This is a genomic window from Allobosea sp. FG18 (genome assembly GCF_057809495.1).
Window position 1 is genome coordinate 49,663 of record NZ_JBMDKB010000017.1, and the last position, 15,239, is coordinate 64,901.

Below are 15,239 nucleotides of genomic sequence, written 5' to 3' on the forward strand. Positions count from 1 at the left end.
CCGCTCACATCTGCACCCGTGCGTCGACGCGGGCATAGGCGATGTCGATCATCGTATTGACCAGCACGACGATCCCGGCCGCGACCAGCACGATCGCCTGGATCACCGGATAGTCGCGGCTGTTGATGGAATCGAACAGGTACTGCCCCATGCCGGGAATGGCAAAGATGGTCTCGACCAGGATGCTGCCGCCGAGCAGCGCCGCGATCTTGAGGCCCGCTGCGGTGATCACCGGGGTCAGCGCATTGCGCATCAGGTAGTCGCGCAGGATCGCGGCCGGCGTCAGTCCCTTGGCGCGGGCGACCATGACGAAATCCTGGTTGGCAACCTCGAGCACGGCAGCGCGGGTGTTCTCCGCGATCGTCACGGAGACCGCGAGCGCCAGCGCGAAGGCCGGCAGCAGCAGGCTGGCGAGATTGCCGAGCGGGCTCTCAAGAAAGGGCGTGTAGCCGAGCACGGTGATCTCCGGGAAGTAGAGCCCGAAGAGCAGCACGATCAGCGTCGCCACGACATAGTTCGGCACCGCCAGCATCAGCCCGTTCCAGAGCCGGACCAGCCAGTCGGTCGCGCCGCGCAAGCGCGCCGCTGCCAGCCCGGAGGCGACCCCCATCACCGCTGCAATGACGGCGGCGAGCAATGTGAGCTGGATGGTGACGATGAGCCGGTTCAGCAATTCGCCGAGTACCGGCTGGCGGGTGACGAAGGACTTGCCGAAATCGCCGGTCAGCGCCGCGCCGAGCCAGCTCAGATATTGCGCCATCAGCGGCTGGTCGAGGCCGAGGTCGCGCCGGATCGTCGCTAGAACCTCCGGCGCGACGCTCTGCGAGCCCGCCGCCGCGATGGCGAAATCGCCGGGAATGGCCCGCATCAGCATGAAGGCGACGAAGGAGACGCCGAGCAGGATCGCAGCCATCCAGGCAAGACGCCCGAGGACGAAGCGCGTCATCGACAGACCTCCGCCGGAAGGCGGCAGGCCGGACCTATTTTTTTAGCCATGTCGTACGCACGAAGGAGCGGATATTCGCGGCGAGCGGCACATAGCCCTGCACATGGTTCCACCAGATCTCCCAGCGCAGCGGGTACTGGTAGATCTGGATGACATAGGCGTTGTCGGCGATGCGCTTCTGGATCGCCTGGTTCTTCGCTGCACGCTTGGACACGTCGAGCTCGGCTCGCGCCTCGGCGACCATCTTGTCGAGCTCGGGATCGTTCGAGCCCATCGCCTTGCCGTAGCCACTGGTCGAGGTGATGTACTGGAAAATACCGTCCGGATCCGGCGTCCAAGACAAAGCGACCGAGAGCAGCGTCGGCCAGTCGCCGCTTGCCCATTTGGCGAGAAGCGGAGCGGTCTCCATCGGCACCAGTTTCACGGTGATGCCGGCCGCCTGCCATTGCTGCTGCAGGATCTGCGCGCAGGCGACGTCGAGCGGGTTGGCCGCGACAACGATATAGTCGCCGAGATCGAGCCCGTTCGGGTAGCCGGCCTCGACCAGCAGCGCCTTCGCCGCCGCCGGGGCGTGCTTGTAATAGGGCAGTTCGCTCACGCCGTCATAGCCGCCGACCTGGCTTTCCGGGATCATCGCACCGACCTTGCCGGCGCCGCCGAGCACGGTGTCGAGGCAAGCCTTGCGGTCGGTTGCGAGGCTGAGCGCGCGACGCACCTTCACGTCGTTGAGGGGCTTCGCCTTCATGTTCAGCCAGATCGGGAAGGTCCGAGAGGTCTGGCCCGGCGCCGAGACGAAGCTGGATGAGGCGCGCGAGATCGCGGTCGCGACCTTCGGGTCCTTCACCCAGGTCATGTCGATGGCGCGCGAGCGCAGCGCCGAGGTCAGCGTCGCCTGGTCCTTGTAGAACTTGAAGATCACCTTCGCGAGATAGGGCTCGCCCTTTTCGTAATAGCCGTCGAAGCGCGTCAGCGAGAATTGCTGGTTCGGCTGATAGGCCTCGAAGGCGAAGGGGCCGGTGCCGACCGGCTGGGTGACGAGGTTCTCGACGCCAGCCGGCACGATCGCGCCATTGGGATTGCTGGCGAGGTTGCTGAGGAAGGCCGCATCGGTCGCGTTGAGCTGGAACTTGACCGTGAAGGGGTCGATCACCGTCACCGACTCGACGCTGGAATAGAGCGCCCTGAGCCGGCTGCCCGTCGCCGGGTTCATGATCCGGTCGAAGGTGTGCTTCACGTCGGCAGCGGAGAAATCCTTGCCGTTATGGAATTTCACGCCCTGCCTGAGCTTGAAGACATAAGTCTTCGGATCGGGCTGCTCATAGCCCGTCGCCAGATCGGGCTCGACCTTCATCTGGGCGTTCCAGCGCAGCAGCCCGGTATAGAGCAGGCTGGTGAAATCGAAGGACGAGAAGGCGTTGACCGTGACCGGGTCGAGCCCGATCGGATCGGCATCGGCGCCGATCGTCAGCGTGCCGCCGGCAACCGGCGTCTGCGCCGATGCGAAGCTGCTCCACAGGCCGGGCGCGGCCAGCGCCGCACCACCCGCCGTCAGCAATTGCAGCAGGCTGCGGCGCCGCAGGCCCTGCACGGCGAGATCAGGCTCATCGGCCATCGGGAATGACGGTGTCGTCACGAACGATCCTCCCAGCATCCTGCTTGCCGGCCGATCCCGGCCGATTCTGCGCGAGACAGGAGCTGGCCTTCGCCGTGCTTCCCGTCATCGCCGCTTGGCCCGTCTCGTCCGCGTCGCGGATAGCGGGCCTTCCCTCTGTGAGATGCAGGCTAGGAACGGCCTGAATTCACGTCAAGGATTGCAGGTTTCACCAGAAGGAACAGATTCGGAAGCGCGTCAGAAGAAGGTCCGGATTGCGCCGGTGACGTTCCAGTCATCGTCGACCAGCATCAGCACGGCCCATTTGTCGAAGGTCAGGCAGGGATGTGCAATGCCGAAGGCCACCATATCGCCGACCTGGAGCGGGCTCTCCTCCGGTGTGCCGAGATGGCAATGCTGGTCGTTAAGCGCCAGCACGTTGTGCCCGGCCGGCATCGGCTCTGGCCGCGCCATCGCCCCGCCCGGCCGATACCAACGCAGCGGCACCGGCAAAGCGGAATCATAGGTGACGTCGCGCTTGCCGAGAGTGAGCAGGCTACGCCCGCGCTCCGGCCGCGACTGGACATAGGCCCAGACCTCGAGGGCGGGTTCGAGCCCGCCGGGCGGCAGCTTCAGGCTGGTCTCCAGCATGATCCGACGGAAGGAGGCCGAATAGCCGAGATCGTCATGCGTGAGATAGCAGCCGGAGCGCAGCACCTTGAGCAGCGGGCGCCCGAGACTCGCCGCGTTGAATTTTTCGCCAACCCGGTCGAACAGCGCGGTTCCGCCGGCGCTCAGGACCAGCGGCTCGGGGCCGAGCAGGCCCTCGGCATTCGCCGCCGCAGCGACGGCGATCACCTCGTCGAGCAGCTTATCAGCGCCTGCACTATCGCTATGCAGACCCTCGAAGCATTCGAAGCCAGCGAGCCGCAGGCCCGGAGCACCCGCGATGGCCCGCGCCACAGCGAGCGCCTCCTCGCGGGTCCGCGCGCCGGTGCGCCCGCCCATGAAACCGATCTCGACGAAAATACCAAGCGGATTGGCGCCCGCATGCCCCTTCGCCGCCTCCGCCAGCAAGCCGACCCCGGCGATGCTGTCGGCAAGGCAATAGAGCTCGAAGCCGGGCTCGCGCAAGGCCTCGAAACAGGCCGCAACCTCTTGCCGCCCGATCGGCTGGTTGGCGAGGATCACCCGCTTCACCCCGAAATGCCGGGCGACCGCCAATTGCTGCATCGTCGCGACGGTGATCGCCCAGGCACCGTCGGCGACCTGCAGATCGAAGAGCTGCGGCGCCATCGTGGTCTTGCCATGCGGCGCGATCAGCAAACCGTTGGCAGCGCTGAAGGCGCTCATCCAGGCGCTGTTGGCCTTGAGCACGCTCTCGCGGATCACGGCGAGCGGCATCGGCATGTCCCCAGTGAGCACGTTCCAGCCCTGCTTGCCGACATCGCCAAGCCGGAGCGATGCGCCCGGCGGCAGGCCCTTCACCAGCACATCGAGGCGCTGATCCTCGATCTCGCGGAGCGACAGGCGCGGGAGCGGGAGCGGGAGCGGGGCGGAAGCAGTCACAGCCATGGATTCGGGTCCAACGGAGAGAAGGGGCGTTTCACCTTGGTGTAGGGGATTTTGCTCGCATCGGGCGGGTAGGGTCCACCGCTGTCGAGGTAAAGCACTTGTGCCGCGATCGGCGCGAAGGCGGCGTGGAAATGGTTGGAGGATTTCACCACCACCACCTTCTTCGTGCTCAGATCGATGCCGAGATTGGTGAAGACCGGCGGGCTGAAGGTCTGCGCCCGGGTCGAGGCCAGCACGATGTCGAGCTTGCCGATCCGGATCGCCGCTGCCGGCCCGAGCGAGACCCAGCTCTGCTCGAACGGAATCAGCAGGTCCGCGGTCGCACCAGTGACCGTCACCATCGCATCGATCGGCCGCCCCGAGGACGGCGCCGCCTTGCCGATGAAACGCAAGGGAATCTCTGCGCCGACGCCGGCCGCCCGGCACAGGCTGACCGCCACAGGGTCCCACATCGCGCCGATCGCAGCCGGAATCTCGGGATGCTTCAGCAGCGCCTCGACCATCACCGAGGAATCGCCGGCAACGCCGCCGCCCGGATTGTCCCAGCGATCGGCCAGCACCACCGGCTTGCCGGGCTTGGCCAATTCGAGCGCAGCAGCGATGCCCTCCTCCGGCTTGTAATGCTTCGGCGAGGCGCCCTGCCCCCAGCGCAGGATTTCGAGGCCGAGTTCCTTCGCCAGCGTCGCCGCCTTCGCTCCGTCGCCATCGGCGATGACCAGCACCTTGGTCCCGACATCGGCGACATCCGCCGCCTGGAAGCCATGAGCGACCGAGATCGAGAGGATGCCGTCTTGGCCCTCCATCGCCAGGAGCCGGTCGACGAAGCTGCGTCCCGGTTCGCGGCTGGTCATAAAGGCGGCAAGCCCGCGGCAATCGAACACCGCGCTCACCGGCCTCACCTGCTTGCGCGCGGTCTTCAGGCAGAGTTCCAGCAGGTCCTCCGCCCGCGCCAGGAAATCCGTATGCGGGAACTCCTTGAAGGCGACGATGATGTCGGCGCCCGCGACCATCTCAGCCGTCAGGTGGCAATGCATGTCGAGTTCGGCCCCGATAACGCAATCCGGCCCGGCCAGCGCCCTCACCCGCGCGATCAGGTCGCCCTCGCAATCGTCATAGCCGCGCGCCACCATCGATCCGTGCAGGCCGAGCAGCACGATATCGACCGGCAAGGCCGCCTTGAGCTGGCCGAGGATTTCGTCGCGCAGGCTCTCATAGGCCTCCTGCGAGACGAGGCCCGCCGGTTCCGCCCAGGTCGCGGTGCCCTCGACCAGCTCATAGCCCTCGCTGGCGGCGCGGCGGCGCGCCGCCACGGTCGGTGCCGAGCACAGCGTCGGCGTCTCCGGATGCGTGCCGGGCGGGCAGTAGAAGGCGCCCTCGAAAGCGCTGCGATCGACGAAGAGCGGTGCGAACGTATTGGTTTCCGTCGCCAGCGACGCAGTGAAGACGCGCATCCGCATGCTCTCTCGGTCAAGCGCGGCAGCCGCCCCTTGAGACTGCCGGCCGACCTCATGAAACGAGGTCGGGGCGCGGCCTGTCAAAGCATCCGCGTTCCCTACGATGGAACAATGCAGGCTTGATCCGGAACAGATCGGCGGCCGAGATGGAGGGGCTTTGCGAGCCAAGGAGCTTCAGCTGATCATGTCCCGCCGCCGCATCCTGCTCGGATCGCTCTTCCACGAGACCCATAGCTTCGTCGAGGAAGAGACCACGCTTGCCGACTTCACCATCCGCAAGGGCGCGGAGCTGCTGGCCCGGCGCAGCGACGGCTCGACGATCGACGGTTTCCTGGAGGTCGCCGAGGCCGAAGGCTGGGAGGTCCTGCCCACGATCGACTACGGCGCCCTGCCGGCCGGCCCGGTCGACCATGCGGTGTTCCAGCGCTTCCTCGCGGAATTCGACGCCGGGCTGAAGGCGGCCCTCGCCGATGGCGGCCTCGACGGGATCTGGCTTGCGTTGCACGGCGCGATGGTCACGACCCGATGCTGCGATCCTGAGGGCGCCTTGCTCGCCCATATCCGCGCGGTACCCGGCTGCGAGACCTTGCCGATTTTCGCCGTCTTCGACCTCCACGCCAATTTCACCGCGTCCATGGCGCAGCATGCCAACGCCCTCGTCGCCTATCGCGAGAACCCGCATACGGATGCTCGCGAATCCGCCGTCCGCTCCGCAAGACTACTGGCGCGCTCGCTCGCGAGCGGGGAGCTGCCGCGCATGCTCTCCTGCAACGCGCCCGTGATCTGGCCACCGACCGGAACCGGTACCGCCGACCGGCCGATGCGCGACCTGGAGGCGCTGGCGCGCCAGATCGAGCAGAAGAACCCGGATATCTGGGTTGCCAATGTCGTCGGCGGCTATTCCTTCTCGGATGTGCCCGAGGCCGGCGTCGCCTTCGCGGTCGCCTTCACCGGACCGGAAGCGGCAGCCCGCGATGCTCTGGAGCGCCTGACCGCGACCGCCACCGAATTGCGCGAGCTCGGCCTGCCGGCGGAATGGAATCTCGACGAAGCCGTGGCGGAGATCCTGCGCTCGGAGGGCGGCCCCTATATCGTCGTCGAGCCGGCCGACAATATCGGCGGCGGCGCGCCGGGCGACTCGACCTCGGTGCTGCGCGCCTTCCTGCGCCATGGCGTCGAGAATTGCGCCGTCGCCATCGCCGATCCCGCAGCTGTCGCCGCCATGGCCGGCGCCAGGCCCGGCGAGACCCGCAAGCTCTCGATCGGCGGCAAGGGCAGCCCCATCGCCGAACGCCCGGTCGAGATCGAGGCACGCTTCGTCAGCGCCAGCGATGGCGAATTCGCGCTGGAAGACCTCAACAGCCATCTCGCGGCCGCGCAGGGCTCGCATTTCAGCATGGGGCCGTGCGTGGTCGTGCAGGTCGAGGGCGTCACCGTGCTGCTGAGCAGCCGCAAGACGCCGCCTTTCGACCTTGGCCAGCTCCGCTCGCAGGGCATCCAGCCGGAGACGCTGAAGGCGATCGGCGTCAAGGCGGCGGTCGCGCACCGGCGCGCCTATGACAAGATCGCCAAGGGCAGCTTCACCGTGGCGACGCCCGGTCCCTGCACCAGCCGGATCGCCGGCCTGCCCTACAAGCGCCTGCGCCGGCCGGTGTTTCCGCTGGATTGAAGACCGTCTCCGCTTTCATTCTCGACGCGGGTCATCCCGGACGCAGCGAAGCGGAGATCCGGGATCCATGCCTGAACCTCAGCCGGAAGCGCTCCGGAATGGATCCCGGGTCAAGCCCGGGATGACAACGCGAGGCTTGAGAGAACCAGCAGGCGCATAAACTGCATTTTCCCTCTTGAACCTGAAGTGGCTACAGCTTGTAGAGAAGTGTCCCGTAGCGAAAGAGAGACGGAGACACGTCATGGCCGCCCGCCCCGAAACCACAGCCCAGACCCTGTCCTGGAAGGTCGGCGGCATGGATTGCGCGAGCTGCGCGGCGAAGATTCGGGGCGCGGTCGAGCGCCTGCCCGGCGTCAGCGACGTCAAACTCTCCGTGATGTCGGAAACGCTGACGCTCGCGCTCGATGCCGGCGCGACCACGCCGGAAGCGATCGAGAAGCGCGTCAACGGCCTCGGCTACAGCACCTCCGCTCTGGCGGCCCCGGCCACTGAGCGTCCGGCAGCCAAGCCGGACAATTGCGGCTGCGGCCACGATCATGGCGTCCACGCGCACGAGCATCACGACCACGCGCACGATCACGGGAAGCATCAGCACGGCGACGCCTGCTGCTCGGGCCATGCGCATGATCACGATCACCAGCACGATCATTCCGGCCATTCCCACGCCGGTCATGATCACGCCCCGAAGGCCGGCAAGCAGTCCGCCACCGCAGGGGATCACGGCCACGGCCTGCCCGGCCATGTCCACGAAGCCACGCCCGAGGGCGCGAACTGGTACCAGACCGGCAAGGGCCGGCTCGTCATCGCGACGGGTCTTTTGCTCGGCGCCTCCTATGCCGCCGGGCTGATCTGGCCGGGCATCGGCCACTGGGCCTTCATCCTGGCCTGTATCGTCGGCGTCACCCCCGTGGCGAAGCGCGCTGTCGCGGCCGCCCGCGCCGGCATCCCCTTCACCATCGAGATGCTGATGACGATCGCCGCCATCGGCGCGCTCTTCATCGGTGCGGCCGAGGAGGCGGCACTGGTCGTCTTCCTCTTCGCGGTCGGCGAGGTGCTCGAAGGCGTCGCGGCCGATCGTGCCCGCGCCTCGATCCGCGCGCTCGGCGACCTCGTCCCCAAGACCGCCATCGTCGAGGAGAACGGCGCGACCCGCCAGGTCGATGCCGCGAGCCTTCGCATCGGCCAGACCGTGCTGGTCCGCCCCGGCGACCGCATCCCGGCCGATGGCGAGATCACCGACGGCACCTCCGGCATCGACGAGAGCCCGGTCACCGGCGAATCCGTGCCCAAGACCAAGGGCGTCGGCGAGCCCGTCTATGCCGGCTCGGTCAACCGCGAGGCGGCGCTGCGCGTGCGCGTCGACAAGGCAGCGCAAGACAATACCATCGCCCGCATCATCCGCCTGGTCGAGGAGGCGCAGGAAGCCCGCGCGCCGACCGAGCGCTTCATCGACCGCTTCTCGCGCTGGTACATGCCGGCGATCGTCGGCCTCGCCGTGCTGGTCGCGCTGGTGCCCCCGCTCCTGCTCGGCGCCGAGTGGTCGGTCTGGATCTACCGGGCACTGGCGCTGCTGCTGATCGGCTGCCCTTGCGCGCTCGTCATCTCGGTGCCCGCCTCGATCGCCGCCGCCTTGTCGGCCGGCGCCCGCCAGGGCCTGTTGATGAAGGGCGGCGTCGTCATCGAGACCGCCGCCAAGACTGGCCTCGTCGCCTTCGACAAGACCGGCACGCTCACGCAAGGCAAGCCTGGTGTCACCGATGTCGTGGCGCTCGCCGGCAGCGAGGCTGAGGTCCTGGCCTTCGCCGCCGCTGTCGAGCACGGCTCGTCGCACCCGCTGGCCGAAGCCGTGCTGGAACACACCCGCAGCAAGAGCATCGCCTACAAGCCGGCGACCGAGGCGGCGGCGCTGGCCGGCCAGGGCGTCACCGGCAAGGCCGATGGCCGCGCCGTCTTCGTCGGCGCTCCCCGCCATGCCGAGAGCCGCGCGCCCTTCGACAAGCGGGCACGCCTCACGACCGAGGAACTGGAGGCTGCCGGCAAGACTGTCGCCGCCGTCATCGTCGACGGCGCGCTCGCCGGCTTCATCGCGCTGCGCGACGAGCCGCGCGAGGACGCCGCGGCGGCCATCGCCGAACTCAAGGCGATGGGCATCCGCTCGACCATGCTGACCGGAGACAATGCCCGCACCGGCGCCGCCATCGCCGCCGGCCTCAGCATGGAGCACAAGGCCGAACTGATGCCCGACGACAAGGTCGCGGCGATCAAGGCCTTCTCCAGCGAGACCGCAGTGATGATGGTCGGCGACGGCATTAACGACGCGCCCGCGCTCGCCGCTGCCAGCATCGGCATCGCCATGGGCTCGGGCACCGATGTCGCTTTGGAGACCGCCGATGGCGCGGTGCTGAAGAGCCGCGTGCGCGATGTCGCGGCGCTGATCCGGCTGGCGCGGGCGGCGATGGGCAATATCCGCACGAACATCACCATCGCGCTGGGCTTAAAGGCCGTGTTCCTGGTCACCAGCGTGCTCGGCTATACCGGGCTCTGGGTTGCGATCCTCGCCGATACCGGCGCGACCGTGATCGTCACCGCCAACGCGCTGCGGCTCCTGCGCTTCGACGCCGGCAAGGCGAGCTGAACAGCAGCGCCACACAGTTGTCTTTCCGGGGCGCGCCGCAGGCGCGAACCCGGAACCCACGACAGGGTGCGACTGCATTGTTCAGTTGCAAGCGGCTCGTCCGGTCGTGGGTTCCGGGTTCTTCGCTGCGCGAAGCCCCGGAATGACAAAGGCGGCGCAAAGCCGCGACCATACAGCTTCAGCAGCGTCCAGGCGTGCCTCAGACCCGGATATCGGCGAGCGCACCAGTCTTGTTCGCGCTCTCGCCCTTGGCTTCCATCTGCTTCAGCATCTCGTCGCGGATCTTGGTCATCACGTCCGCCTTGGCCTGGGCATCGAGCTTGTTGAACTCGTCCTCGGTCATGCCGAGCTTGGCGAGGAGTGCGGCCTGAACCCGCTCCTCCGGCGTCATCCGCGCGATCTTCAGGAACTCGGATTCGGCCGAGGGCGATGAAGCAGAGGACGAGCCGGAAGCTCCGGCATCCTGCTTCGAATCGTTATCGGCCGCCTGTTTGGCGGCGTAGGTCTTCGGCAGGTTGACGGGCCAGTTCGAGGTCGAGAATGAGACGGTCATCGCGCGCTCCTTTCTGTTGACCACCGTGAGGCAAGCCCTGGGCCGCGAGCGGATCGCAAGGATTCTTCTTTCAATTCAATAGATTGGCCAGAAATAGACCCAGACAACGATGGGCCACCCATTCTGAAGTCGGCAAGTTCTGCCCGGCAAACACTGCCGCACGCGGATCATTTTGAGTCGCGCCGTCGCCCCCCGCTGCGACCAGGCATCGCATCCGCAGCGCCTCGTACCGCAACGCAAAATTGCCCCGTCGCAAGCGCCCACCATTTAGCAACCGCAACATGCCTATTTCAGAGGCGCATATCGCCAGACTACTCGCTCAAATTTATGAATGCACAAATCATAGGCTGCGAATTTCCTCAATTTCGCCGCAACCGTTACCGTCAACGCAGAACGACCCCACGAAAATGACCGGAACCTTAACTCGACATGCATTGATTGCATATCGGAGCTGACCTTGTGCCCCTGTTGGAAGCAGGCTGTCCGGTTTATATGCACTGCACAACGAGATTGTCGCTGTGGGCACCGCCCCGGTCCGGAATATTCGCAAGGGATACCACCATGTTCGTCACCATGATCGCTGCCAAAATTCGCGCCTACCTCCGCTATCGCGAGACCGTTCGTGAGCTCTCCCGTCTGACCGACCGCGAGCTCGATGATCTCGGCCTGTCGCGCTCGGAGATCTCCTTCATCGCGCGTTCGCACGCCGCGGCCTGAAGGCTCTGGAATGAGAACCGCCGCGCACAGGGTGCGGCGCGTTCCGTGTAGTTTCTCCTGAGGCTCGTGTTTCCCCTCCCCTCGAGCTTCGGTCGAAGAGCGAATGCCCGCCTCACGGCGGGCATTTTGCATTTCAGGGCGCCTGTCCCTTGACCTCGCGGCCCGCTGCGGACACATCCGCAGCCATGGAACCCGTTCACATCATCGGCGGCGGTCTCGCCGGCTCCGAAGCCGCCTGGCAGATCGCTGAGGCCGGCATCCCCGTCATCATCCACGAGATGCGCCCCGTTCGCGGCACCGACGCCCACAAGACCGAAGGCTTGGCCGAGCTCGTCTGCTCGAACTCCTTCCGCTCCGACGATTCCTCCAGCAATGCGGTCGGCCAGCTCCATTGGGAGATGCGCCGCCTGAATTCGCTGATCATGGCCAAGGGCGACGCCCATCAGGTCCCGGCCGGCGGCGCGCTCGCGGTGGACCGTGACGGCTTCTCGCAGGCCGTCACCGCAGCACTGGAAGCCCACCCGCTCGTCACCATCGATCGCGGCGAGATCGCCGGCCTCCCCCCGGCCGAATGGGACAATGTCATCATCGCCACCGGCCCGCTGACCTCGCCCGCGCTGGCGCAGGGCCTGCAATCGCTGACATCCGAGGATGCGCTCGCCTTCTTCGACGCGATCGCGCCGATCGTCCATTTCGATTCGGTCGATATGGATCAGGCCTGGTTCCAGTCGCGCTACGACAAGGCGGGGCCGGGTGGCACCGGCGCCGACTACATCAATTGCCCGCTCGACCGCGACCAGTACGAGGCCTTCATCGACGCACTGCTCGCAGCCGAGAAGACCGAATTCAAGGAATGGGAAGGCACGCCCTATTTCGACGGCTGCCTGCCGATCGAGGTCATGGCCGAGCGCGGCCGCGAGACCTTGCGCTGGGGGCCGATGAAGCCGGTCGGCCTGACGAACAAGCATAACCCGACGGTCAAGGCCTATGCCGTCGTCCAGCTCCGGCAGGACAACGCGCTCGGCACGCTGTTCAACATGACGGGTTTCCAGACCAAGCTGAAATATGGCGAGCAGGCTGCGATCTTCCGGATGATCCCGGGCCTCCAGAACGCCGAGTTCGCAAGGCTCGGCGGCATCCACCGCAACACCTATCTGAACTCGCCGAAGCTGCTGGATGAGCGCCTGCGTCTCAAGGCCGATACGCGCCTGCGCTTCGCCGGCCAGATCACCGGCTGCGAGGGCTATGTCGAGAGTGCCGCCACCGGCCTCCTTGCCGGTCGCATGGCCGCCGCCGAGCGGCTCGGGCGCGACCTGCCCCTGCCGCCTGCGACGACGGCGCTCGGCGCGCTGGTGAACCACATCACCGGCGGCCACATCGTCACCATCGACGAGGGGCCGCGCTCCTTTCAGCCGATGAACATCAATTTCGGCCTGTTCCCGCTGATCGAGGGCGTGGCGACCACCGGCCCCGACGGCAAGCGCCTGAAAGGCCCGGCCAAGAGCCTCGCCCGCAAGCAGGCCCTGACGATCCGCGCCAAGCAGGTCATGGACGAATGGGCCGGCGGCGTCGAGGCGAAGGCGGCGGAGTGACGAGGTAAAGCGTCTGGCTCGGGTCAAGCCCGGGCATGACGCACCTCAGCGCTTCCGCGACGCCCGCCACAGCACCCATTGCCGGCGCCAGGCCGGCAGGGTGATGATGGTGCGGTAGGGATCGTAGCCGCCGACCTCCATTCGCTTGAGATAAGGCTCGACCAGCGCGACCGGCAGGAAGGCCGGCTTCAGGCCGGCGGGGATCGTCTCGCCGAGGCTGGTCAGCCGCTTCAGGTGTCCACGCACGATCTCGCGCAGTTCCTTGAGCGTATAGAGCACACCCGGCCCGCCGCGCCCGCGCACGATATCGTCGCGCGTCACGCCGTTGCGGGTGAGGATGTCGGCCGGCAAATAGACCTGCCCCTCGGCCGCATGCCAGGGAAAGGCACGCATCAACCCGGTCAAGGCATAGGCGACGCCGGCATGGCCGCAAGCCGTCGCCCCGCCGGGATCGCGCCCGCCGGCCAGGATGATGCAGGCCAGCCGGATCACGGCACTCGCCGTCTCGCCGGCATAACCCTCCAGGTCGCGCAGCGAAGGCATCGGATCGTCGTAGAGGTCGAAGATGCGCGCATCGATCAGCGCGGTCAGGGGAGCGGCCGGCAGGCGATAGCGCTTGATCGTGTCGAGCAGGGCGGCAGCCACCGGATGCGCCTGCGTCTCACCCCCTGCCTGCCCTTCCAGCACGTCACGCCACCATTGCAGCCGGACCTCGCCGGGCAGAGGCTCGCTGACCAGCGCCCTGACCCGTGCGATTTCCAGGCTGAAGGCATAGAGCGCATAGAGCGCCGCCCTGCGGTCCTCGGGCGCGTAGAGCCCGGCGATGTAGCGGTCCTGGTCCTGCTCGCGGACGAGCTCGGCGCAATGGGCATAAGCCTCCGGCAGGCGCGCCGGCGCGGTTTCCCTGCGGTCGTCGGTATCGGTCTGCGGCATTGTCCCGCCTCGGCCCGTCATCATGCGGCCGTTTCCAATCTTAGGGCAAGCACCCTGTTCCCGCCACGCCTGGCCAACATGGCCGGCATCTAATCGACCGCGATCAGCGCCGCCGCAACCCGCCGATCTTCGCCGACGAGGACATTATAGGTCCGCGCTGCGGCTCCGGTCGCCATGCCCTCGACCGTGATGCCGGCTTGCTTCAAGGGATCACGCAGAGCGGGCGGAATGAAGGCGATGTCCGGCCCCGTCCCGATCAGCAGGAAATCGATCGTACCGGCCTCGTCGAGCACCGGCTGAAGGCTCTCGATCGTGATCTCGGCAAAGCGCGTCACCGGCCAGATACGGATGCCCGCCGGCGTCGCGATGATCGAGCCCTTGTGGCTCATCTCGGCGAAGCGGAACCCGCCCGCGCCGATGGCGTCGAGCGGGAACCGGCCGGGAACGAAGCCCTCGAAGCGCGGCATCCTCTCTCTCCTTCAGGCTTCCCTCGTCGTCATTGCGAGGAGCGAAGCGACGAAGCAATCCAGGGAGACTGAGCGGAACGTCGCACCCAGTCTCCCTGGATTGCTTCGTCGCTCCGCTCGCAATGACGACAGCGCTCAGGCCTTCGCCTTGGAGGCAGAAGCCTTGGCGGCCCGCGCCGCCTCCTGCGCTTCCTCTCGGGCGCCGGCCGAGCGGACGTCCATGTAGAGCAGCACTGGCGTCGAGACGAACATCGCCGAATAGGTGCAGACCACGACGCCGAACAGCATGACCAGCACGAAGCCCTCGATCGCCGAGCCGCCGAAGATCACGAGCGCCAGCAGCGACAGGAAGGTCGTGGTCGCCGTCATCGCCGTGCGCGACAGGGTCGAGTTCACCGAGAGGTCGAGCAGCTCGGCCACCGGCATGGTCTTGTAGCGGCGCAGCAATTCGCGTGTGCGGTCGAACACAACGACGGTCTCGTTCAGCGAATAGCCGACGATGGTCAGGATCGCCGCGATCGAGGTCAGGTTGAATTCGAGCTGCGTGATCAGGAAGAAGCCGATGGTCAGCACGATGTCGTGCAGCGTGCCGAGAATGGCGCCGATCGCCAGCGGCATCTCGAAGCGGAACCAGAGATAGATCAGCACGCCAACGATCGCGAGCACGACGCCGAGCGTACCCGCCTGGACCAGTTCGCCCGAGACGCGCGGGCCGACCGTCTCGACGCGGCGGAAATCAAAGGTCGAGGCGAAGGCCTCGCGCGCCTTGACCACGACCGCCTGCTGCGCGGTCTCGCCGCCCGGCTGCATGCCGAAGCGCATCGAGACCTCGCCGCCCGAGCCGAATTCCTGCACCTCGGCCTCGCCGAAGCCGAGCCCGTTGGCGGTATGGCGGATCTGGGCGATGTCGACCGCCTGCCCCTTCGTCTGCATCTCGATCAGCGTGCCGCCCTTGAAGTCGATGCCGAAATTCAGGCCGACGGTCAGGAAGAGCGCGAGGACGAGGATCGAATAGGCAGCCGACAGCGGATAGCTGAAGCGGCGGAACCAGACGAATTTGAACTTGGTGTTGTCGGGAACGATACGAAGCAGGCGCATGCGCATGGC

Annotated in this window: 12 protein-coding genes; 4 read left to right on the plus strand and 8 right to left on the minus strand. The window is 66.8% G+C overall.

Features of this window, described 5'->3' with window-relative positions; translation table 11 throughout:
- Positions 1–4 precede the first annotated feature (4 nt).
- From ACODTJ_RS18645 to ACODTJ_RS18660, 4 genes are all read right to left on the minus strand, one after another.
- Positions 5–946, minus strand: a complete 942-nt coding sequence (locus ACODTJ_RS18645; RefSeq protein ID WP_454656688.1) for an ABC transporter permease — start codon at positions 944–946, stop codon at positions 5–7.
- A 34-nt stretch (positions 947–980) separates the two neighbouring features.
- Positions 981–2,579: an ABC transporter substrate-binding protein gene (locus ACODTJ_RS18650; RefSeq protein WP_454656687.1), complete on the minus strand. Its 1,599-nt coding sequence runs from the start codon at positions 2,577–2,579 to the stop codon at positions 981–983.
- Between the two features lie 216 nt (positions 2,580–2,795).
- The gene (locus ACODTJ_RS18655) at positions 2,796–4,112 is read right to left on the minus strand and encodes an alanine racemase (RefSeq protein WP_454656686.1); all 1,317 of its coding nucleotides are present in this window, start codon (positions 4,110–4,112) and stop codon (positions 2,796–2,798) included.
- Positions 4,103–5,563: a M81 family metallopeptidase gene (locus ACODTJ_RS18660; RefSeq protein WP_454656685.1), complete on the minus strand. Its 1,461-nt coding sequence runs from the start codon at positions 5,561–5,563 to the stop codon at positions 4,103–4,105. Before ACODTJ_RS18660 ends, ACODTJ_RS18655 begins: the two co-directional genes overlap by 10 nt.
- Before the next feature lie 187 nt (positions 5,564–5,750).
- On the opposite strand from ACODTJ_RS18660, the gene ACODTJ_RS18665 reads away from it, so the two are divergent.
- Positions 5,751–7,235 carry a M81 family metallopeptidase gene (locus ACODTJ_RS18665; RefSeq protein WP_454656684.1) on the plus strand — a complete coding sequence of 495 codons (1,485 nt, stop codon included), beginning with the start codon at positions 5,751–5,753 and terminating at the stop codon, positions 7,233–7,235.
- Between the two features lie 241 nt (positions 7,236–7,476).
- Positions 7,477–9,870, plus strand: a complete 2,394-nt coding sequence (locus ACODTJ_RS18670) for a heavy metal translocating P-type ATPase (RefSeq protein WP_454656683.1) — start codon at positions 7,477–7,479, stop codon at positions 9,868–9,870.
- A 199-nt stretch (positions 9,871–10,069) separates the two neighbouring features.
- Here ACODTJ_RS18670 and ACODTJ_RS18675 read toward each other — a convergent pair whose 3' ends face one another.
- A complete protein-coding gene (locus ACODTJ_RS18675; protein ID WP_454656682.1) occupies positions 10,070–10,423 on the minus strand; it encodes a hypothetical protein in 354 nt (117 codons plus the stop codon).
- Positions 10,424–10,984: 561 nt separating this feature from the next.
- Here ACODTJ_RS18675 and ACODTJ_RS18680 point away from each other — a divergent pair.
- Complete coding sequence (locus tag ACODTJ_RS18680; RefSeq protein ID WP_082009515.1) at positions 10,985–11,140, plus strand: DUF1127 domain-containing protein; 156 nt, start codon at positions 10,985–10,987, stop codon at positions 11,138–11,140.
- A gap of 185 nt (positions 11,141–11,325) precedes the next feature.
- A complete protein-coding gene (trmFO, locus tag ACODTJ_RS18685; RefSeq protein WP_454656681.1) occupies positions 11,326–12,732 on the plus strand; it encodes a methylenetetrahydrofolate--tRNA-(uracil(54)-C(5))-methyltransferase (FADH(2)-oxidizing) TrmFO in 1,407 nt (468 codons plus the stop codon).
- 45 nt (positions 12,733–12,777) lie between these two features.
- On the opposite strand, the gene ACODTJ_RS18690 is transcribed toward trmFO, so the two are convergent.
- From ACODTJ_RS18690 to secF, 3 genes are all read right to left on the minus strand, one after another.
- Positions 12,778–13,665 carry a phytoene/squalene synthase family protein gene (locus tag ACODTJ_RS18690; protein WP_488849574.1) on the minus strand — a complete coding sequence of 296 codons (888 nt, stop codon included), beginning with the start codon at positions 13,663–13,665 and terminating at the stop codon, positions 12,778–12,780.
- An 89-nt stretch (positions 13,666–13,754) separates the two neighbouring features.
- Entirely contained in the window at positions 13,755–14,132 is a 378-nt protein-coding gene (locus tag ACODTJ_RS18695; protein ID WP_454656679.1) for an Mth938-like domain-containing protein, read from the minus strand.
- A 135-nt stretch (positions 14,133–14,267) separates the two neighbouring features.
- On the minus strand, positions 14,268–15,230 hold the full coding sequence (gene secF, locus ACODTJ_RS18700; RefSeq protein WP_488849581.1) for a protein translocase subunit SecF: 963 nt from the start codon (positions 15,228–15,230) through the stop codon (positions 14,268–14,270).
- Between the last annotated feature and the right edge of the window lie 9 nt (positions 15,231–15,239).